Source organism: Bradyrhizobium sp. Ash2021 (assembly GCF_031202265.1).
GTDB lineage: Bacteria > Pseudomonadota > Alphaproteobacteria > Rhizobiales > Xanthobacteraceae > Bradyrhizobium.
Map to the genome: position 1 here is coordinate 6,261,669 of NZ_CP100604.1, position 19,529 is coordinate 6,281,197.

At 62.3% G+C, this 19,529-nt stretch carries 17 protein-coding genes, 1 pseudogene and 1 riboswitch; of the genes and pseudogenes, 8 read left to right on the plus strand and 10 right to left on the minus strand.

The features are described 5' to 3' along the window. Positions 1-5: 5 nt before the first annotated feature. Positions 6-2,687, minus strand: coding sequence for an alanine--tRNA ligase (alaS, locus tag NL528_RS30305; RefSeq protein WP_309185072.1), 2,682 nt, complete (start codon positions 2,685-2,687; stop codon positions 6-8). A 295-nt stretch (positions 2,688-2,982) separates the two neighbouring features. Further along, positions 2,983-3,071, plus strand: a riboswitch (glycine riboswitch). A gap of 149 nt (positions 3,072-3,220) precedes the next feature. On the opposite strand from alaS, the gene gcvT reads away from it, so the two are divergent. From gcvT to gcvP, 3 genes are all read left to right on the plus strand, one after another. Beyond that, positions 3,221-4,366, plus strand: coding sequence for a glycine cleavage system aminomethyltransferase GcvT (gene gcvT / locus NL528_RS30310; RefSeq protein ID WP_309178037.1), 1,146 nt, complete (start codon positions 3,221-3,223; stop codon positions 4,364-4,366). Between the two features lie 11 nt (positions 4,367-4,377). Next, positions 4,378-4,743 (plus strand): glycine cleavage system protein GcvH, encoded by a 366-nt coding sequence (gene gcvH, locus NL528_RS30315; RefSeq protein WP_309178039.1) that lies wholly within the window; start codon positions 4,378-4,380, stop codon positions 4,741-4,743. 171 nt (positions 4,744-4,914) lie between these two features. Beyond that, a complete protein-coding gene (gene gcvP, locus NL528_RS30320) occupies positions 4,915-7,788 on the plus strand; it encodes an aminomethyl-transferring glycine dehydrogenase (RefSeq protein ID WP_309178041.1) in 2,874 nt (957 codons plus the stop codon). A gap of 10 nt (positions 7,789-7,798) precedes the next feature. Here the strand turns inward: gcvP and NL528_RS30325 are convergent, their stop codons facing one another. The 4 genes from NL528_RS30325 to NL528_RS30340 all read right to left on the minus strand — a co-directional run bounded on the left by NL528_RS30325 (position 7,799) and on the right by NL528_RS30340 (position 12,797). Next, positions 7,799-8,794, minus strand: a complete 996-nt coding sequence (locus NL528_RS30325) for a hypothetical protein (RefSeq protein ID WP_309178042.1) — start codon at positions 8,792-8,794, stop codon at positions 7,799-7,801. Next, the gene (locus NL528_RS30330) at positions 8,791-9,792 is read right to left on the minus strand and encodes a hypothetical protein (protein ID WP_309178044.1); all 1,002 of its coding nucleotides are present in this window, start codon (positions 9,790-9,792) and stop codon (positions 8,791-8,793) included. The genes NL528_RS30325 and NL528_RS30330 overlap by 4 nt, the downstream gene beginning before the upstream one ends. A 113-nt stretch (positions 9,793-9,905) precedes the next feature. Then, positions 9,906-11,003, minus strand: coding sequence for a recombinase RecA (gene recA / locus NL528_RS30335; RefSeq protein WP_309178045.1), 1,098 nt, complete (start codon positions 11,001-11,003; stop codon positions 9,906-9,908). Positions 11,004-11,453: 450 nt separating this feature from the next. Continuing rightward, on the minus strand, positions 11,454-12,797 hold the full coding sequence (locus NL528_RS30340) for an IS1182 family transposase (RefSeq protein WP_074272158.1): 1,344 nt from the start codon (positions 12,795-12,797) through the stop codon (positions 11,454-11,456). Between the two features lie 574 nt (positions 12,798-13,371). Here NL528_RS30340 and NL528_RS30345 point away from each other — a divergent pair. The 3 genes from NL528_RS30345 to NL528_RS30355 all read left to right on the plus strand — a co-directional run bounded on the left by NL528_RS30345 (position 13,372) and on the right by NL528_RS30355 (position 15,313). Continuing rightward, complete coding sequence (locus NL528_RS30345; RefSeq protein ID WP_309178046.1) at positions 13,372-13,800, plus strand: hypothetical protein; 429 nt, start codon at positions 13,372-13,374, stop codon at positions 13,798-13,800. 583 nt (positions 13,801-14,383) lie between these two features. After that, positions 14,384-14,686 carry a hypothetical protein gene (locus NL528_RS30350; protein ID WP_309178047.1) on the plus strand — a complete coding sequence of 101 codons (303 nt, stop codon included), beginning with the start codon at positions 14,384-14,386 and terminating at the stop codon, positions 14,684-14,686. A gap of 444 nt (positions 14,687-15,130) precedes the next feature. Then, the gene (locus tag NL528_RS30355; protein ID WP_309178048.1) at positions 15,131-15,313 is read left to right on the plus strand and encodes a hypothetical protein; all 183 of its coding nucleotides are present in this window, start codon (positions 15,131-15,133) and stop codon (positions 15,311-15,313) included. Between the two features lie 185 nt (positions 15,314-15,498). Here the strand turns inward: NL528_RS30355 and NL528_RS30360 are convergent, their stop codons facing one another. The 3 genes from NL528_RS30360 to NL528_RS30370 form a co-directional block, all read right to left on the minus strand. Further along, positions 15,499-15,729, minus strand: coding sequence for a hypothetical protein (locus NL528_RS30360; protein ID WP_074274961.1), 231 nt, complete (start codon positions 15,727-15,729; stop codon positions 15,499-15,501). 78 nt (positions 15,730-15,807) lie between these two features. After that, the gene (locus NL528_RS30365; protein WP_309178049.1) at positions 15,808-16,098 is read right to left on the minus strand and encodes a hypothetical protein; all 291 of its coding nucleotides are present in this window, start codon (positions 16,096-16,098) and stop codon (positions 15,808-15,810) included. A 133-nt stretch (positions 16,099-16,231) separates the two neighbouring features. Continuing rightward, positions 16,232-16,363, minus strand: coding sequence for a peptidylprolyl isomerase (locus NL528_RS30370; protein ID WP_309178050.1), 132 nt, complete (start codon positions 16,361-16,363; stop codon positions 16,232-16,234). Positions 16,364-16,499: 136 nt separating this feature from the next. Between NL528_RS30370 and NL528_RS30375 the strand changes: the two genes are divergently transcribed. Both NL528_RS30375 and NL528_RS30380 read left to right on the plus strand, forming a co-directional pair. Beyond that, the gene (locus NL528_RS30375; protein WP_309178051.1) at positions 16,500-16,964 is read left to right on the plus strand and encodes a PaaI family thioesterase; all 465 of its coding nucleotides are present in this window, start codon (positions 16,500-16,502) and stop codon (positions 16,962-16,964) included. A gap of 239 nt (positions 16,965-17,203) precedes the next feature. Further along, positions 17,204-17,446, plus strand: coding sequence for a PilZ domain-containing protein (locus tag NL528_RS30380; protein WP_375143904.1), 243 nt, complete (start codon positions 17,204-17,206; stop codon positions 17,444-17,446). Here NL528_RS30380 and NL528_RS30385 read toward each other — a convergent pair. Together NL528_RS30385 and NL528_RS30390 are read right to left on the minus strand one after the other, a co-directional pair. Continuing rightward, positions 17,443-17,982 (minus strand): annotated as a pseudogene (locus NL528_RS30385) (PQQ-binding-like beta-propeller repeat protein); the annotation flags it as partial. The gene NL528_RS30380 and the pseudogene NL528_RS30385 overlap by 4 nt on opposite strands. A gap of 441 nt (positions 17,983-18,423) precedes the next feature. Next, positions 18,424-19,488, minus strand: coding sequence for an IS110 family transposase (locus tag NL528_RS30390; protein ID WP_309178052.1), 1,065 nt, complete (start codon positions 19,486-19,488; stop codon positions 18,424-18,426). Positions 19,489-19,529: the final 41 nt, after the last annotated feature.

Here is a 19,529-nt window from a genome sequence, read left to right on the forward strand (position 1 = left end):
CGGACCTACGCGCCGGCCATGGCTTGTTCGATGGCCGCCAGCGCCGCATTGGCCTTGGCGCCGTCGGGGCCGCCGGCCTGCGCCATGTCGGGCCGTCCGCCGCCGCCCTTGCCGCCGAGCGCCTCGGAGCCCTTGCGCACCAGTTCGACCGCGTTGAAACGCGCGGTCAAATCGCTGGTGACGCCGACCACGATGCCGGCCTTGCCGTCCTCGGTGACGCCGACAATCGCGACCACGCCGGAGCCGATCTGCTTCTTGCCGTCATCGACCAGGCTCTTGAGGTCCTTCGTCTCGACGCCTTCGACCGCGCGCGCCAGCAGCTTGACGTTGCCGACTTCGCGCACGCCGGAGGCCGCTGCCGATCCATTGGCGGACGAAGCGCCGCCGCCCATTGCCAGCTTCTTGCGCGCATCCGACAGATCGCGCTCGAGCTTCTTGCGCTCTTCCATCAGGGAAGCGATCCGCGCCGGCACGTCGTCGATCGTGGTGCGCAGCTCCAGGGCTGCGGTTTTCGCCAGCGCCATGGTGTCGTTGGCATGCTTGCGCGCGTGGCGTCCGGTCAGCGCCTCAATGCGGCGGACGCCGGAGGAAACCGCACTTTCGCCGGTGACCGAAATCAGGCCGATATCGCCGGTGCGGCGCACATGGGTGCCGCCGCACAATTCGACCGACCAGCCGAGCGCGTTCTGGCCGTGCTCGCGGCTGTGCTTGCCCATCGAGACGACGCGGACCTCATCGCCGTACTTTTCGCCGAACAGGGCGCGCGCCCCCGCTTCACGGGCGTCATCGACCGCCATCAGGCGCGTCGTGACCTCATCGTTTTCCAGCACCACATCGTTGGCGATATCCTCGACGCGGGCAAGCTCTTCCGACGTGATCGGCTTCGGGTGCACGAAGTCGAAGCGCAGACGATCCGGCGCCACCAGCGAGCCGCGCTGCGCGATGTGATCGCCGAGCACCTGCCGCAGCGCTTCATGCAGCAGATGCGTCGCCGAGTGATGGGCGCGGATCGACGAGCGGCGCGCGTGATCCACCTCGAGCTGCAGCGCGGTGCCGACCTTCAGCGTGCCCTGCTCTACCATGCCCAGATGCACGAACAGATCGCCGGCCTTCTTCTGCGTATCGGTGACGCGGAACTTGACGCCCTCACCCAGCATCAGGCCGGTGTCGCCGACCTGACCGCCGGACTCCGCGTAAAACGGCGTCTGGTTCAAGACGATCGCGCCGCTCTCGCCGGCCTTGAGGCTGTCGGCGTCCTTGCCGTCCTTCACCAGTGCGCCGACCACGCCTTCGGCGGTCTCGGTCTCGTAACCCAAAAATTCGGTGGCGCCGAGCTTTTCGCGCAACGGAAACCAGACGTTCTCGCTTGCAGTATCGCCCGAGCCCGACCACGCCGCGCGCGCCTTTTCGCGCTGGCGGTCCATCGCATCCGTGAACGAGGCGGTGTCGACGCTGATGCCGCGCGACTTCAGCGCGTCCTGGGTCAGGTCGAGCGGGAAGCCGTAGGTGTCGTACAGCGTGAACGCGGTGTCGCCGTCGAACATGTCGCCCTTCTTGAGCGAACTGCTCTTCTCGTCGAGGATCGAAAGCCCCCGCTCCAGCGTCTTGCGAAAACGTGTCTCTTCCAGCCGCAGCGTCTCCTCGATCAGCTTTTCCGCGCGCACCAGTTCCGGATAGGCCTGGCCCATCTCGCGCACCAGCGCCCACACCAGCCGATGCATCAGCGGCTCGCGCGCGCCGAGCAACTGCGCATGGCGCATGGCGCGGCGCATGATCCGGCGCAGCACATAGCCGCGGCCTTCGTTCGACGGCAGCACGCCGTCGGAGATCAAAAACGACGACGCGCGCAGATGGTCGGCGATCACGCGCAACGACGCCTTTTGCGGCCCCTGCGGATCGGCGCCGGTCAGATCCGAGATGGCGCCGATCAGGGCGACGAACAAATCGATGTCGTAATTGTCGTGCTTGCCCTGCAGCACGGCCGCAACACGCTCAAGGCCCGCGCCGGTATCGATCGACGGCTTCGGCAGCGCATTGCGCACGCCGCCTTCCAGCTGTTCGAACTGCATGAACACGAGATTCCAGATCTCGATGAAGCGGTCGCCGTCCTGCTCGGGTGAGCCCGGAGGGCCGCCCCAGATCTTGTCGCCATGGTCGTAGAAGATTTCCGAACAGGGCCCGCAGGGGCCGGTGTCGCCCATTTGCCAGAAGTTGTCGGAACCTGCGATGCGGATGATGCGCGATTCAGGAAGCCCCGCGATCTTCTTCCAGAGATCGAACGCCTCGTCGTCGTCGATATAGACGGTCGCAGTGAGCTTGTCCTTTGCCAGGCCGAACTCTTTCGTCACCAGGTTCCAGGCGAGCTCGATTGCGTGGTCCTTGAAGTAATCGCCGAACGAGAAATTGCCGAGCATCTCGAAAAAGGTATGATGCCGGGCGGTGTAGCCGACATTGTCGAGGTCGTTGTGCTTGCCGCCGGCGCGCACGCATTTCTGCGAGGTGGTGGCGCGCTGATAGCCACGCTTTTCGACGCCGGTGAAGACGTTCTTGAACTGCACCATGCCGGCATTGGTGAACATCAGGGTCGGGTCGTTGCGCGGAACGAGCGGCGACGACGGCACGATCTCGTGGCCGTTTTTGGCGAAGAAGTTGAGGAATGTCGACCTGATCTCGTTGACGCCGCTCATGTTCATCCAATCGGAAATCTGTCCGGGTTTGGCCGCAAATAGCCTGATCACTGCGCATGACCCGCCAAAGTGTGAAGCGGTTTGGCGATAAGGTCATGCGCCAACTAATGATTGGAGCGCGGCTGGCCGCGCTCCGCGCAACGCTTTTAGACAAGGGCTGTCGCGCTGTCCAGAAACTGTGCAGGCGGATCATAGGCTTGCCGCACCACACAAGAGCCGCTGCAAGAATCGTTGATATTGCTGCGGCTGCGTTGACAGGCTTGGCGGAGCCGTGTTTTGCTCTTATCTGTTCAAAACAGTCGCGTCGGGAGAGATCGGCTTAAGTGCCGGCGCCGAAGGAGCAACCGCCCCGGAAACTCTCAGGCAAACGGACCGCGTGACTTGATAGCATCTGGAAAGAGACACATAGGCTTGGGCCCTCGGGCTTCGGCCTGATGCGTCCGCCGACGGGATAATACTCTCAGGCACAGCGACAGATGGGGCTTTCTGTGGGTTTTCGGGGGCTGGTCCTCGGGAACCGCGAGGGCTCCTTGATGCTGGCGCGCGACGAATCTCCCTTAAAACAGACCCCTTTGCACACCCTCCACGTGGCGCGCGGCGCCAGGATGGTGCCGTTCGCCGGCTATGACATGCCGGTGCAGTACCCGGCCGGGGTGCTCAGGGAACACCTGCATACCCGCGAGAATGCCGGCCTGTTCGACGTCTCCCATATGGGCCAGGTCGCGCTGCGGCCGAAATCCGGCAGGGTTTTGGACGCCGCACGCGCGCTCGAGCGGCTGGTGCCGCAGGATATCGTTGCGGTTGCGCCGGGACGGCAGCGCTATGCGCAGTTTACCGATGCGAACGGCGGCATTCTCGACGATTTAATGGTGGCGAATTTCGGCGACCATCTGGTTCTGGTCGTCAACGCCGCCTGCAAGGCCGAAGACGAGGCGCATCTGCGCGCGCACCTCGCGGATCTCTGCGTCATCGATTCGCTCGGCGACCGCGCGCTGATCGCGCTGCAGGGACCGAAGGCCGAAGCGGCGCTGACGAAATTTTGTGCAGACGCAGCCGCGATGAAGTTCATGGATGCGGGACCGCGTCGCGTGGCCGGTTACGACTGCTTCGTCTCGCGCTCCGGCTATACCGGCGAAGATGGTTTTGAAATTTCGGTTCCAGCCGTTCACGCCGAAGGGCTGGCCACCGCGCTGCTGGAGAACAGCGACGTGCTGCCGATCGGGCTTGGCGCGCGCGACAGTTTGAGGCTGGAGGCCGGGCTCTGCCTCTATGGCCACGACATCGACACCATGACGACGCCGGTCGAGGGCGCGCTGGAATGGTCGATCCAGAAAAGCCGCCGCCTTGGCGGCGCGCGCGCGGGCGGCTTCCCCGGCGCGGACACGATTCTCGCGCAGTTCGAAAAAGGCGCGCCGCGCCGCCGCGTCGGCTTGCAGCCGGAAGGCCGCGCGCCGGTGCGCGAAGGCGCAGCGCTGTTTGCGGATGCGGCCTCGACCGAACAAATCGGCAAGGTCACCTCCGGCGGCTTTGGCCCGAGCCTCAATGCACCGGTGGCGATGGGCTATCTGCCGTCGTCGCTCGCTTCCATCGGCACATCCGTCTTCGCCGAAGTGCGCGGACAGCGTCTGCCGCTCAAGGTCGCAAGCATGCCCTTCGTTCCCAATACCTATAAACGCTAGAGGAAGTTCCAATGACGACGCTGTTCACCTCCGATCACGAATGGCTCCGCATCGATGGCGATGTCGCCACCATCGGGGTCACCGACTACGCGCAATCGCAGCTCGGCGACGTCGTGTTCGTCGAACTGCCCAAGGTCGGCCGGTCCCTGAAGAAGGCGGAGGCCGCCGCCGTCGTCGAATCGGTCAAGGCAGCCTCCGACGTTTACGCGCCGATCTCCGGCGAGGTGCTCGAGGTCAACGATGACCTCGCTGCCGAGCCCGCTTTGGTCAATTCCGACGCCGCCGGCAAGGCGTGGTTCTTCAAACTGAAGATCGCGGACAAGAAAGAACTCGACGGCCTGATGGATGAGGCCGCCTACGCCAAGCACACAGCCTGAGATGACGAAGCACGCCACCACACTCACCCTGTCATCGTCCGCGAAGGCGGACGATCCAGTACGCCGGGACGCCTCGATTCAATTGCCGATGCCGGCGATTACTGGATGCCCCGCCTTCGCGGGGCATGACGGCGAGTGCGGGGTATGACGGCAGAAATTGAGGACCAACCCATGAACGCGCCGCTCAAGCATTTAAACGAAGCCGCCACCAATTTCGTGCGCCGGCACATCGGCCCCTCGCCTCGCGACATCGCGGCGATGCTGGAGACGGTGGGCGCCAAGAGCCTCAGCGCGCTGATGGGCCAAACGCTGCCGTCCGCGATCCGGCAGCAGGCGCCGCTCGATCTCGGCCGTGCTTTGAGCGAAACCGAGGCGCTGGCGCATATGGGCGAACTCGCCGCGGAAAACCAGGTGTTCACCTCGCTGATCGGCCAGGGCTATTCCGGCACCATCCTGCCCGCGGTGATCCAGCGCAACATTCTGGAGAACCCGGCCTGGTACACGGCTTACACGCCGTATCAGCCGGAAATCAGCCAGGGCCGGCTGGAGGCACTGTTCAATTTCCAGACCATGATCTGCGATCTCACCGGGCTCGACGTCGCCAACGCTTCATTGCTCGATGAGGCGACTGCGGCGGCGGAGGCGATGGCGCTGGCGGAACGCGCCTCGCAGGTGAAGACAAAATCGTTCTTCGTGGACGCGGAAGTGCATCCGCAGACGCTGGCCGTGCTGCGCACCCGCGCCGAGCCGCTGGGATGGACATTAATCGTCGGCGATCCCCTCACCGATCTCGACAGCGCGGACGTGTTCGGCGCCGTGCTGCAATATCCGGGGACGTCCGGCGCGGTGCGCGATTTGCGGCCGGCGATCGCGACGCTGCATGCAAAGGGCGCGCTCGCGATTGTCGCCGCCGACCTGCTGGCGCTGACGCTGCTCGCTTCCCCCGGCGAACTCGGCGCCGATATCGCGGTTGGTTCCGCGCAGCGCTTTGGCGTGCCGATGGGGTATGGCGGCCCGCACGCGGCCTATATGGCGGTGCGCGATGCGCTGAAGCGTTCGCTGCCCGGCCGCATCGTCGGTTTGTCGGTGGACTCGCGCGGGGCACCCGCCTACCGCCTGGCACTGCAGACCCGCGAACAGCACATCCGCCGCGAAAAAGCGACCTCCAACATCTGCACCGCGCAGGTGCTGCTGGCAGTGATCGCCTCGATGTATGCGGTCTATCACGGCCCGGAGGGATTGACGCATATCGCGCGCGCCGTGCATCGCCGCGCGGCCGTGCTGGCGGCGGGGCTGCGCAAGCTCGGCTTTGCCACCAGGAGCGAGGCGTTCTTCGACACCGTGACGGTAGACACCGGCGGCAAACAAAGCCGGATCGCCGCCCGCGCGTTGGCCGAGAAAATCAACTTTCGGGTCGGTGAAGGAACGCTCGGAATTGCTGTGGACGAGACCACCACGCCTGCGGTCATCGAGGCGGTGTGGCGCGCGTTCGGCGGCAAGCTGTCATATGTGGACATCGAAGCCGGCACGCGCGAGGCGTTGCCTTCGGAACTGAAACGCGGCAGCGCCTTCCTGACCCATCCGGTATTCCATGCGCACCGTTCCGAGACCGAGTTGCTGCGCTACATGCGAAAACTCAGCGATCGCGATCTCGCGCTCGACCGCGCGATGATCCCGCTGGGCTCCTGCACCATGAAGCTCAATGCGACGGCGGAGATGATTCCGCTGACCTGGCCGGCGTTCGGCGATCTGCATCCGTTCGCGCCGCGCGAACAGGCCAGAGGCTATCACGCGCTGTTTGCGCGGCTCGACAAATGGCTGTGCGATATCACCGGCTACGACGCGATCTCGCTGCAGCCGAATTCCGGCGCGCAGGGCGAATATGCCGGATTGCTCGCAATCCGCGCCTATCACGCCGCGCGCGGCGAGCCGCATCGCAAGGTGTGCCTGATCCCCTCCTCCGCGCACGGCACCAATCCGGCGTCCGCCCACATGGCCGGCATGGAAGTGGTGGTGACGGCCTGCGACAGCAGGGGCGACGTCGACGTCGACGATTTGCGGGCGAAGGCGGAAAAGCATTCGAAAAATCTCGCCGCCGTGATGATCACCTATCCCTCGACGCATGGCGTGTTCGAGGAGCACATCAGCGAGATCTGCGACATCGTGCATGGCCATGGCGGCCAGGTCTATCTCGACGGCGCCAACATGAACGCGCAGGTTGGCCTCGCGCGGCCCGGCGATTACGGCGCCGATGTCAGCCATCTCAATCTGCACAAGACCTTCTGCATCCCGCATGGCGGCGGCGGCCCCGGCATGGGCCCGATCGGCGTAAAGGCGCATCTCGCTCCCTATCTGCCCGGACATCCCGCCGCCAACGGCGCCGGGCCGCATGTGATCGGGCCGGTGTCGGCGGCGCCGTTCGGCTCGGCGTCGATCCTGACCATCTCCTACATCTACATCCTGATGATGGGCGGCGAAGGCCTGACGCGGGCGACCGAGATCGCGATCCTCAATGCGAACTATATCGCCGCACGGCTGCAGCCGCATTTCCCGGTGCTGTACCGAAATGCAAAAGGCCGGGTCGCGCATGAATGCATCGTCGATCCGCGCCCGCTCAAGGTGACGAGCGGCGTCACCGTCGACGACATCGCAAAGCGCCTGATCGATTACGGCTTTCATGCCCCGACCATGAGCTTTCCGGTGCCGGGCACGCTGATGGTCGAGCCGACCGAATCGGAATCCAGGGCCGAACTCGATCGGTTCTGCGATGCCATGATCGCGATCCGCAACGAGATTGCCGAGATCGAGGCCGGCCGCTGGAAGATCGAGGCCTCGCCGCTGCGCCACGCCCCGCACACCGTGCACGACATCGCCGACGATGCGTGGGCCCGCGCCTATAGCCGCGCCGAGGGCTGTTTCCCTGCGGGCGTCTCGCGCACGGATAAGTATTGGAGCCCGGTCGGGCGGGTCGACAATGTCTATGGCGACCGCAATCTGGTGTGTTCGTGCCCGCCGATCGACGATTACGCGCAGGCGGCGGAGTGAGGCGATCGCGTTAGGGCGCGACCAGCGTACGGCGCTCAGGATCCCAGCGCCATAACCGGTCGTTGGTTACCTCGGTGCCGCCCCACCAGCGATGAATGGGGTTGTGGCGGCTGAAATCGTCCGCTCCTGCAATGACGGCTTTGCCGAGTTCAGTCAGTGCAAGCCTGCTGCGCTTGTACCGCGCGTGACGGTCAGCGTCTTCGTGCATTTCGAGATCGAAAGGTCCTTCGTCGAGTCCCGACACCGCAGGCGCTGGACAATGCGCCAAGCCATCGAGCAAGGCCCCCACTTCCCAATAGCCGAAAACCCGACGTTCATTGGGTTTCTCGTGACCCGGAAACACCTCGTAAGGATGCACGTGACCTGCGGATATCAGCTCCAAAATCCGCATTTCCGTCGCGCCAAGCCCGGAGCCGCACATGGGAAGTTCTTCGAGCAGCGAAATCACTGAACTCCGCAGATGCGGAAGCGCTTTCAAGTCTCGCCCCGGCAGACCGAACCAGGCCTGCGGTGTCGGCGCGCGCCAGGCGGCCCAGGCTGCGGCGGCGATTTCAAGGTGGTCGTTGCAGATTGGAACGGCCTGAGGCCGCAACGTCGCCAATTCCTTCGGCAGTTGATCGCCGATGCCAGAGTCTGTCTGGATCAGACTCAATCTGGAAATGACATTAGTATGCGGTCGCAAATAGTCCAGCAGCCAAAGCAGCATCAATTGGTCGTTCGACTCTGGGCTGATCCATAATTCGACCGCTTCGCATTTCGCACACAGCTCAATCAATCCAAGATCGGCGACGCCAAATCCTTCCAGACGCCAGGAAGGGCAATCGTCCTGCCAATGGAGGCTATTCTCCTGCATCGTTCGGGCCGCGAAGAACGCGTCGAGTTGCGCTCCGGACGGTAAAGCTCCCCAGACGAGCCGACGTTCGATCGCGATCGCGAGGTCACCGGGACACGCGCCCATGAGAGCGCCCGCGGCGGAAGAGTCTGCCGTCAAGATCAGGCGCGTCATGCGCGTTTTCGTTGAGGTTTCGTCAGAACGGGATCGAAATGCCATAATCGATCGTTGGTGAGATGCGTGCCGCCCCACCAGCGATCGATCGGGTTATGGCGGCTGAAATCTTCCTTATGAGCGAGAACCGCCTTGCCGAATTCGGTCATCGTCAACCGGCTTCGCTGATACGCCTTGAGGCGATCTCGCAAGTTCTCTTTGTCGATGACACGCAACTCGTCGTCGAGCCCTGCGAGGGCCGGCCTCGGACCATGCGCAAGCCCCTCAAGCAAGGACCCGATTTCCCAATCGCTGAATACTCCGCGTTGACGAAAACCGCGAAGATAAAACAGCATATTTGTGCCCATAAAACCTGTCGCAACCAGTTCGAGGAGCCGCATCTCTGTCGCGCCAAGTCCCGTTACATCAGAAGGAAGTTCCTCGATCAAATCAAGCAGGGCCGGCCTCAGCAATGGAAATGCGCTCAAATCCCGATGGAGCTGATCGAAGCAGGGTTCGGGCGTCGGTGCCCGATACGCCCGCCAGCACATGCTTGCAGTTTCGATATGCGCTCTGCTGACGTTGACAAGCGGGATACGATCTTCCTTTGGCGCCTCCACATCCATCATGATCAGGTTGAAGTCGACAAGGCGCAGTTTCAGCCTGGTCGCAATCTCCGGGTAAGACCTGAACCAATCGAGCCAGCAGATCAGTTGCAATTGATCGTCGGGCGCTGGATCAAACCACAGCTCGATGACCTCGTAAGGCTTGCAGAACTCGAACAACGCGAGATCTCTGCGCGCTTTGCTGCCGTGACGCCATAGGCCGACAAAATTCGACCAATGCTCGCCTGGGCCGTGCCTCTCGGAACGCGCGGCGACATAGCGTGCGAGTTCGTCCAAGGATGGCAACGGTCCCCCTACGAAGCGAAAGGGAAACATGATCGTAGCGTCGGCATCTATGAGCTCTGAACGGGTGAGACTTGAGCCGGACGAACTGGTCACAATCAGGCGATTCATGGGGCTCACTCACACGCACAAAACAAAACGGGCGCCGGGAACGTCGGCAACTCAACGTCCTCAGCGCCCGCTATGTCGAAACTCAGATCACGCGGACCAGGTCTCGGAAAAACTCACGCCTCCGCGGCATCCTCCGGCTCTTCGCCATCGGCATCGCGCTCGGGCGAGCCTGCCAGAATCTGCTCGGCGATCAGGCCGGAGTTTTGCCGGATCGCCGCTTCGATCTTCGCGGTCATGTCGGGATTGGCCTTGAGGAATGCTTTCGAATTCTCGCGGCCCTGGCCGAGGCGCTGGCTGTCATAGGAGAACCAGGCGCCGGACTTTTCGACGATGCCGGCCTTGACGCCGAGGTCGAGGATTTCGCCCATCTTGGAGACGCCTTCGCCATACATGATGTCGAATTCGACCTGCTTGAACGGCGGCGCCAGCTTGTTCTTCACCACCTTGACGCGGGTCTGGTTGCCGACCACTTCGTCGCGTTCCTTGATGGCGCCGATGCGGCGGATGTCGAGGCGGACGGAGGCGTAAAATTTCAGCGCGTTGCCGCCGGTGGTGGTTTCCGGCGAGCCGTACATCACGCCGATCTTCATCCGAATCTGGTTGATGAAGATCACCATGGTGTTGGATTTGTTGATCGAGGCGGTGAGCTTGCGCAATGCCTGGCTCATCAGCCGCGCCTGCAGGCCGGGCAGCGCATCGCCCATCTCGCCTTCGAGTTCGGCCTTCGGCACCAGCGCCGCAACCGAGTCGATCACCAGCACGTCGACCGCGCCGGAGCGCACCAGCGTGTCGCAAATTTCCAGCGCCTGCTCACCGGTGTCGGGCTGCGAAATCAGCAGCTCGTCGATGTTGACGCCAAGCTTGCGGGCATAGACCGGATCGAGCGCGTGTTCGGCGTCGATGAAGGCGCAGATGCCACCCTTCTTCTGGCCTTCGGCCACCGTGTGCAGCGCCAGCGTGGTTTTGCCCGAGGATTCCGGCCCGTAGATTTCAACCACCCGCCCCCTCGGCAAGCCGCCGACGCCAAGCGCGATGTCCAGCCCGAGCGAGCCCGAGGAAATGGTCTCGATGTCCATCGAGCGGTCGTTCTTGCCCAGCTTCATCACCGAGCCCTTGCCGAACTGACGCTCGATCTGGGAGAGCGCGGCAGACAGGGCCTTGGTCTTATCCATGGAGGATCCTTCGACGATACGCAGGGCAGTAGCAGACATAGGACGTGCTCCTTATGGCGGGGATTCGCTAGCGGGACAAATGGGCGACGAAGTCTTTGGAATCGGCGGCTGATGGGAACCTTGTACCATGTTTGTTCTCCGTTCGCAATATGTTCTTTCGGCTGAGGGGGCGCTGGCCTGTTTCCGGCCTCGTAATTTGAAAAATGCAGTGGCCTAATTTGGGTCTGTAAGGTCGGCGTCAGCTTGGTCTTCTAGTCTGAGAACCATGCTGTTCCGGGGGGCCAAGGCCACGGATCAACCCTCTCCGGGAATTGGCTGAGGAGTCATTCCATGGATAGCCCGCGGCATTGCCAAGATCAGTCGGCCGAATGTCGTCGCTTGGTGAAATTAGCGCAAAGTGAAGCTGAAGCCGAGATTCTGAAAAATCTCTCCTCTAGGAGTCCGTCCAGATAGGTGCTGCGACGGGCATTTATTGGCATGTTAGCCGGCTCAGGCAGCCTTTGCGAGGGTGAACAGCTTCAGGAGGTTGTGGGCGGTGCAGATCATGGCCCACTCGGCACGCACTTTTTCGACACCCCGCAACAGGAACTGGCGGAAGCCGCGCGCCTGTTTGATCTGTCCGAACACCGGTTCGACCACTTGCTTTCTCAATCGGTAGGGCGTTTCGAAGCCGCCATCGTCGATCTTCTTTCGCATCCGTTGGGTCAGCGGTCCGCCGATTTTTCCGTTCGCGGCTGTCGGGTGCTTGGCGCGTCCAGGCGCGACATAGCCGTCAACGCGATGTGCTTCGAGCGCTTCGAGATTGGATTCGCTGCAGTAGCCGGAGTCCGCTGAGGCCTGCTCCGGCGTGCGGCCGAGATTGTTCTCGATGGCCTCGATCAGGGGCACCAGCTGGCCCTGATCGTTGCCGCACTGCGTCAGTTCGTGCGCGACAATGATCTGGGCGCCTGCGTCGACGGCGGCCTGTGCATTATAGGCCTGAACGAAGCCATCCTTCGACTTCATGATGCGGCTTTCCGGATCGGTGAAGTTGCGTTGCGACTTGGGATCAGGCTGGTCCGATGCCGGCGCCGCCGGTTTGCCCGGCTTCTTGCGGCCTTCGGCTTGGCGCTGCTGTTCCTTTTCGGCCTCGATGCGACGCTCTTCCTCCGCGGCCAGCCTGGCGTCGGCCTCCAGCGCCGCCATCGCCTGCTGGATCTTCGCCAGCCGCTTCTCCTTGTCGCCAGCCCAATCCGGCAGCTCGTCGCCGCGTTTGTCTTTGCCGAAAGTCTCGTCCTCCTGAGCATCCGCCGCCTCAGCGGCCGCCAGCATGCGAGCGACCTCGGCTTTCAATTCCGCCTCGCGTTTCTTCATGCGCTCATAACTCATCGCTTTATGTTTCGACGCGTTCGCTTTGATCTTCGTGCCATCAAGCGCGACATGGCCGAGTTTGACCAGCCCTGCCGTCTCGCACAACTTCAGAACCTGCAGGAACAGTGCGCCGAGCGCCTTCAAATGCCGCTTGCGGAAGTCGCTGATCGTGCGAAAATCCGGCGGATCGAGCGCGACAATCATTACAAAATCATTCCGTTCGCGGCAGGCCTTCGCGATCCGCCGCGATGAATACAGCCCACTCGCATAGCCGTGCAGCACAAGCGCCACCATCATGCGCGGGTCGAACGGCGGCTGCCCGAGCCCGCTCACATAGCTGCCCGTGATCTCCTTGAGATCGAGGCTCTCCCGCACCAGTTCAACGATAAACCGCGAGACATGGCCTTTCGGCACGAAGTCCTGCACATTCGGCGGCAGAAGCAGCGTCTGATCGATATTCCAGGGGCGAAAATACTTGCTCATCGCCCAAGGTTGAATCAGACTCGCTCAGAATTGAACAGCCACTATTCGGACAGGCTCCTAGCTGGACGAGACTGGCCGGCCAAATCGACCGATACAACGCGCTCAAACGTGAACAAGACCGCCGCGCCGTCTGAAAGTAAGGCGCATCTGCGAGTGGCCTATTTCGGCCAGTACCGCCGAGGGGTTTTGAAACGAGGATTGATTCGCAATTCGATTGTCGCGGGCGCCTATTGTTTGGCATGTCTCAGCCCTCCCCGCCGGAAATACCAATCGCCCCACTTATGCTGTGTCCGGAATGCGGCGCCGAAATGCGACTATTTGGGATCGAGTCCGCGACGCCAACCCGCGACCTGTATACTTTCGAATGTCTAAACTGCGGGCGCCTTGAAGCCCGTGGCGTCAACACGATTTAGGTTGCGCACTTGGGCCGCCTCAGTTGGCGGCCTCTCTCATGGCCGGCACCCAGAGGCCGATGCAATCCGTATTTGACCTTCGGTATCCTGGCCTTTGGCTAACCGTGTCCTGATTTGCTTTTGGCGTTGGCTAAAAAAGCAGGAAAATGATGCATGCCTCGATGGCCCAAGCGATCATCATGGCTGCAGCCGTTCGGAGAAATGGTTTCCTGTCAGGCGTCATATTGGACCCGAGAAATCCCGTGCAGGCCGGTTTCGATCCTCAATGGCCTGATTTGATTTTTTCAGGGGGCCACGAAATGAAGGACAACGGCAGCGACGACGCACGTCGCAATGGCAAGGATTCCGCCCCTTCGCCGATCCGGGAAAACGCCAAAGGTAAGTATCAGCAGGCCAGCCAGTATAGCGATTTTGATCAGAATCGTAGCCATCGTCTCATTGCCCTGTCATGCCAAATTCAGGGCACTGTCCACACTGCTCGGTTGTTGCGCTTGCCCAGAATGAGGAGCGCGAGGAGCGCCATGGGCCCAAAGATCAACGCCGTCCAGAGCCAGGCCCTGGTCGATCTGCCACGGTCGAGCGCCATGTGATAGGCAGCCGGCATCGCGGCTATTTGAGACCAGTTGAAAGATCAACCACATCGGCATGGAATGCTCCCCATCCCACGCTGACCGTAACACGGAACAGCCGCCGGATGCCGGTGCTCCGCGAAAAGTGAGACCGCCGCAGCTGGCCGCTTCGATTGGTCCGAGCGCAGCGAATTGATTCGCGAAATAGTTGTAGCTCCATCGGAACGCTATTTGAGATGGCGAGTTGATTCCTTCCCAACCAAAGGAATCGCCATGCCAACCCGCTTTGGCGCGACCGATAACCCTGTCTGCCCGAAATGCAAAAACCGAATGCGCTTGACGAGGCGCACGCCGCACCCGGTTCGAGGTTACGACTTTGAACGGCAGACCTTCACATGCAGGGCATGCCAGCACGAAATCGAGAGAGACGCCGACAGCCTGGGCGAGATCACTTGATGACGATCGCTTGATGACGATTCCTTGAATTCTTCGCACGCACGCATTCAAAATTCGCCGCACGCCCCTGCAAGAACGCCACTTCTCCTACACGGCGCGGAGCTGTACAAGTTCGCAGCTTCTTCCCGATTTCAAGAAGGAGCGCTTCATGAACGAATTGTATTCTTGGCTCTCGGGCCAGCATCCCGGTCTTGCGACCTTCAAAACCCTCCAGCTCAAACTTTCGAAACTTGCCGCCGACCATCCGGACCAGCGGGCGATGTGCCGGTTGCTGAACGGCATTGTCGGCAGCTATATCGCGGAGTTTGACGAAGCGCCGTTGCCATCGACGATTGCCGATCGCGCCTACCGGCGGCTGCTGCAATCGCTGGCGGAACTGGATGTTGCGGCGGATCCGGCCAAGCAGTTCGGCGATCTGAATCGGCTGGCCGAGTTGGATCTGACGCCCTGAGCAAGCCCGGTTCCCGCGCGGGGAACGATGTCCTGTGCCCGACCGGTTGAGTTTCCAACGTGCACGATGGCGTGCAGTATTGAACGAATGGAATTTTTGCGTTCCACTCCGATGGTGCAGGCGACGTGTGGGCGACTCCCCCATGAATTACCAAGGCGTAGACAATACACTCGGGAAGAACGGCAATTCCTTCCAGGCGGATGTGGCGGTTCCGGACAGGCGATCTCGTCGGTTCGGCCCCGACGGAAGCAAGGCACGGGCGCACCGGGCCGACGCGCATCCTGGACGCGACACGCATCCAGGATCCGGCGGCCGTCGAAGCCGGCCGGCGGGAGCCTCACCCACATTTACAGGCGCGGCGTCCAATATTCTCTGAGTTGCAAATATAAGCTACAACCTTTGGTTTTGATTTGGGATTACCCTCAATCGGGCCGGGGATGTCCCATGAACTACAAGGGCGTCGAGTACATCCTGACGCCGGTCGCGCCGGGCGTCTGGAAATGGCAGTTCCAGATCGGCGACAAGGTGGTATCGGGCAAGACCGAAGCCAGACTCAATTTGCTTGCCATCCGCCGCGTTCAGCTGCGGATCGACCGCGAGCTGAAGAAGGCCGCGCGAGACGAATAAGCCGGTAGTTCTGCGGATCGGAGCGCGGCGGCGATTTTCCGGAATTTGTCAATGATTGCATGGCTTTGCGACGGCCATAACAGCTTTTGGAGCTTCTGGATGAGTTCAGGAAGCCGGTTTTCCGAATTCGGCTGGTCTCGGAAACGCTGGATTAGGCACCCGCAGCCAGGACGGTCCCACCGAAGCTAATCGGCGCTGGCCAGCCGCCGCATCGTGAATTCGATCTCGCCGCCGGGCAGTTCGCGCCAGCTTTCGACCGCGCTCATATAGGCTGCCTTGGGATACCGATTGAGGAAGTCACGCGCCCTGGTGCGCGCCGCGTCGCGCGGCAGCGTAAAGGTCTCGCGCAGATAGCCATCGTCCGGCCTGCGCCGGCTGGCCATCCGGCTGGCGAGATCGCGCGGACGCAACACCATGTCGCAACTCCGAACCACATGACGACCGGCTTGATATAGGGCGGCGGCGAATGAATCCGAGTCCCCGCGGGTCGCGTTCTATTGGCTGCGTTGCGCGCTGCTGCCGGTCTTGGTCTTCGGCTTGGCCGGGGCCGGGGCCGCCTTCGGCGTGTCGGTACGCACGCTGCCCCACGGATCGGAAGAGACCTTGGCGTCGGGAATCTTCTTCAGCGATTCCTTGTAGGCCTTTTCCTTGATCGCATCCTGTTCCTTCTCCTCCGGCGTTTTGGAGGTGAGTTCGGGGATCAGGTTGATGTTGGGGGTCGCTATCTGGGCATAGGCAGGCGCCGTCAGCAACACCACCACGGCAGCCGCGCTCAGAATTCTCATGGGCCGCTCTCCTCGCGTTCTCTCCGTAGCGTTTTCAGGCGAAGTGGAAACCGGTTCGCGCCAAGAAAACGCGTAAAAGCCAAAGCCGTATATCACCCCCCAAACCGCGCCGCCAAGCGCGACCGGGAGTGGCTCAAAGGTGATCCGATTTACAGGATTTCGGCGATTGCACCCAGTCGTCCCAGATCGGACCGCATTTGGTGCAGCCATTGAGCACGAGACCCATGGCGATCACGCTGAAAAGCAATACCAACCGGCGTAACATGAACCATCCGCTCCCCTGAGGCCGGATCATAGGCCTTCAAGTCGGGCATTTTCAAGCCGAACCGGCCCACTGTTCCTTTCGGCCGAATGCACCGTAGAATGCCCGGGACAATCATTCAGGCGAGGAACCAGCATTCATGCAGCAACAACCGGCCGCGGAGTTCGGCATTGACGAGGCGAGGCGCGTGCTGGGCGAGGTGTTTGCACCGTGGGTGCGGGACCTGGATTTGTCGATCGAGGGTTTCGACTTCACCCCGCCGCCGGGTGGCGCGGCCGACTGGCAGCCGGGCGCGATCCTGCGGATGCCGTTTTCGGAACGCCTGTGCCGCAATGGCGGCATCGTCTGCGGCCAGGCGCTGATGGCGTTTGCCGATACCGCGATGGTGCTGGCCAACCTCGCCGCCAACAAGGGCTACCGTCCGATGACGACGGTGGACCAGACCACGCATTTCATGCGCGCGGTCACCGCCTCCGACGTGCTGGCCGAGGCGCGCGTGGTCCGGCTCGGGCGCACCATGAGCTTCGGCCGCGTCACGCTGTCAGGCGCCACCGACAACAAGCCGGTGGCGATGGTCTCGAGCGCGTTCGCGATGCTGCCTTAACGTTTTCCGGCGAAAGCCTGCCCCGGACTTGATCCAGGGTGCGTAGCGGTTCGCGTGAAGAAAACGCATCACGCCGCAATACGAACAGGCGTTTGGAAAGCCACACCAGCGTGGCCCCCGGCCATTGTGGTAAACGAAATCTGAAGCGGAGTGCAACCAGGTTCGAGACTGGATTCAATTATCGGTAATTTCGCGCTGCTAATTTTAATGAACGACAACCGGCAGACGGGATCACGGCGATGATCGAAAGACGGATAGCAACCAGACACCGCGTGCTCAAACAGGGAACGCTGGCTTTCGGCAGTGGCGGCGGCGTCGACTGCATGGTCCGCAACATCTCCTCGAGCGGTGCGCGGATTGAGACAGCGAGCCCGATGGGACTGCCGCCGTCTTTCACCCTTGTCATCAAGACCGATCACTTCCTGCGCCGCTGCCATCGGGTCTGGAGCAAGGACACAAAGGTCGGCGTCGCGTTCGACTAGATGGCTGCCTTTGCGCGACGCGAGCGGCGCCAGCGCCACACCGCGACCACCAGCAACATCACCACAAGCGCAAACGCTGCCGCCTTGCTCGCAAACCGTCCACCCGGCCGGTCGATGCTCCGCGACCACAGCGAGGGCGCCTCACCCGGCCGCGGCAGGCGAAACGCCACCACGCTGTCGCCGATCGTGGTGCCTTCCTCGGAATGACCGCCGGCACCGATCGCGACATATTGCTCGCCCTTCCAGAGATAGGTCATGGGATTGGCGACGCCGGGGACCGGCAGCCTGCCCTGCCACAGCTCCTGGCCGGATTTGGCATCGAAGGCGCGCAAGTAAGCATCCATTGCGCCGGTGAAGACGAGGCCACCCGCAGTGATCGCGACGCCGTTGACCAGCGGCGTCCCCCAGTTGAAGGCGATGCCGAGCGGCGCCTGATCTTCGGAGGTGCCGACCGAGGAATGCCAGAGGATCTTTCCGGCCTTCAGGTCGACCGCGACCATCTCGCCCCAGGGCGGCTTGTTGCACAACAGACCCAATGTATGGTCCGGCCGTGCGTTGCAAGAGGTTTCGTCGATCTGGTGGTAAGCGGTCTTGCATCAATGTATCCGGTCTCTAGTTGGAGCTGTTTTGCTCCGGACCATCATGGATATCAGCGCGCGTGCGTTCTCATTAGGCGACAGGCCTCGATTGGGCCATTTGGGTCACCAGTGTTCGCATGCGCCGGGAAGACCGATCCTCCATCTCGTCTCATCCTCTCGCAGACCTCGGCTGGAAACTGTTGATAGGGTTACGTCATCGCTTGCTCCTCATATCGCGCAGTTCCTTTGTTCGAGCCGAGGGCCGTTCCTTCGTCCCGGCCCGCAGAACGTCGATCGCGTCGCGCGCAGGGGCGGTCAAGGCCGGCCGTCGCGCTTGGCTTGCGGCTGGCTCCGGCGTTGCCAGGCTGCGCCTTGACCGCGCCGAGCACGGCGCGAGGATCAAGCGGGTCGGACGTCTGCATCGTCGGTCCTCGTCAGCTCGAAGGCGCGTCCTTTCGCCAGCACCGCCCAGGCGATGCGGGCAAGTTTGTTGGCGAGCGCAATCGCGAGCACGTTGTGGTGCAACCGCCTCTTGGCGGCTTCGATCCAGGATTTGAGCCCGTAACGTTCCCAGTCCTTTATCCTGACCAGCACAACCCATGCCGCCTGCACAAACAGAACGCGCAGGTAGCGATTGCCGCGCCTCGAGATTTTGCCGAGGATCGTGCGGTCTCCCGTTGAGATCTGCTTGGGCACCAGTCCGAGCCAGGCGCCGAAGTCGCGGCCTTTGGAGAATACGTCTCCAGTGCCGATCGCGGCCACCATGGCGCTCGAAATGATCGGCCCGATGCCGGGCACCGTCATCAGGCGCGAACATGCCTGATCTTGACGGGCCAGGGCTTCGATCTCGCCGGAGAGGCCATCGATACGCTGATTCAGTCGGCGCCAGTCGCCTGCCAACTCCTCGATGACACGCAACATGCGTGGCGACAGGGCATCGGTGCGCGTCGCAAGGATGGTGGGCAGTTCCGTGCGCAGGAAGCCGATACCTTGGCGCACGGCGATCCCGCGTTCCAACATGAAGGCGCGAATCTGGTTGATGATGCCGGTGCGTTGCGACACCAGTCGCTCGCGCACCCGATGCAGCGCCTGCAGATCCAGTTGCTCCGCGGTCTTGGTCGCCACGAACTTCATCGTCGGGCGCTGCACGGCTTCGGCAATCGCTTCGGCATCATTGAAGTCGTTCTTCTGTCCCTTGCTATAGGGGCGTACATATTTGGCCGGCATCAATCTGGCATCGTGACCCAGCGATGCGAGTTTGCGGCTCAGGTGATGGGCGCCGACGCAGGCTTCCATGCCGATCAGGCAAGGCGGTATATTGGCGAGCCGCGCCTCCACTTGGCCACGCGACCACTTTTGCCGCAGCACGATGGCGCCGCGCGCATCGTGGCCCACGACGTGGAACGAGTTCTTGCCGATATCGATGCCAATCACGGCCATCGCGCTATTGAGTGTCTGGGACATGGCGTGCTCCTTGTCTTTGGCGCCCCTTGCCGGCTTCGCAT

What these genes read in the sequence shown, in the direction of transcription:
- alaS (WP_309185072.1), bottom strand. Translation starts at nt 2,687, where the DNA reads ATGAGCGGCGTCAACGAGATCAGGTCGACATTCCTCAACTTCTTCGCC.
- gcvT (WP_309178037.1), top strand. Translation starts at nt 3,221, where the DNA reads ATGCTGGCGCGCGACGAATCTCCCTTAAAACAGACCCCTTTGCACACC.
- gcvH (WP_309178039.1), top strand. Translation starts at nt 4,378, where the DNA reads ATGACGACGCTGTTCACCTCCGATCACGAATGGCTCCGCATCGATGGC.
- gcvP (WP_309178041.1), top strand. Translation starts at nt 4,915, where the DNA reads ATGAACGCGCCGCTCAAGCATTTAAACGAAGCCGCCACCAATTTCGTG.
- NL528_RS30325 (WP_309178042.1), bottom strand. Translation starts at nt 8,794, where the DNA reads ATGACGCGCCTGATCTTGACGGCAGACTCTTCCGCCGCGGGCGCTCTC.
- NL528_RS30330 (WP_309178044.1), bottom strand. Translation starts at nt 9,792, where the DNA reads ATGAATCGCCTGATTGTGACCAGTTCGTCCGGCTCAAGTCTCACCCGT.
- recA (WP_309178045.1), bottom strand. Translation starts at nt 11,003, where the DNA reads ATGTCTGCTACTGCCCTGCGTATCGTCGAAGGATCCTCCATGGATAAG.
- NL528_RS30340 (WP_074272158.1), bottom strand. Translation starts at nt 12,797, where the DNA reads ATGAGCAAGTATTTTCGCCCCTGGAATATCGATCAGACGCTGCTTCTG.
- NL528_RS30345 (WP_309178046.1), top strand. Translation starts at nt 13,372, where the DNA reads ATGGCCCAAGCGATCATCATGGCTGCAGCCGTTCGGAGAAATGGTTTC.
- NL528_RS30350 (WP_309178047.1), top strand. Translation starts at nt 14,384, where the DNA reads ATGAACGAATTGTATTCTTGGCTCTCGGGCCAGCATCCCGGTCTTGCG.
- NL528_RS30355 (WP_309178048.1), top strand. Translation starts at nt 15,131, where the DNA reads ATGAACTACAAGGGCGTCGAGTACATCCTGACGCCGGTCGCGCCGGGC.
- NL528_RS30360 (WP_074274961.1), bottom strand. Translation starts at nt 15,729, where the DNA reads ATGGTGTTGCGTCCGCGCGATCTCGCCAGCCGGATGGCCAGCCGGCGC.
- NL528_RS30365 (WP_309178049.1), bottom strand. Translation starts at nt 16,098, where the DNA reads ATGAGAATTCTGAGCGCGGCTGCCGTGGTGGTGTTGCTGACGGCGCCT.
- NL528_RS30370 (WP_309178050.1), bottom strand. Translation starts at nt 16,363, where the DNA reads ATGTTACGCCGGTTGGTATTGCTTTTCAGCGTGATCGCCATGGGTCTC.
- NL528_RS30375 (WP_309178051.1), top strand. Translation starts at nt 16,500, where the DNA reads ATGCAGCAACAACCGGCCGCGGAGTTCGGCATTGACGAGGCGAGGCGC.
- NL528_RS30380 (WP_375143904.1), top strand. Translation starts at nt 17,204, where the DNA reads ATGATCGAAAGACGGATAGCAACCAGACACCGCGTGCTCAAACAGGGA.
- NL528_RS30390 (WP_309178052.1), bottom strand. Translation starts at nt 19,488, where the DNA reads ATGTCCCAGACACTCAATAGCGCGATGGCCGTGATTGGCATCGATATC.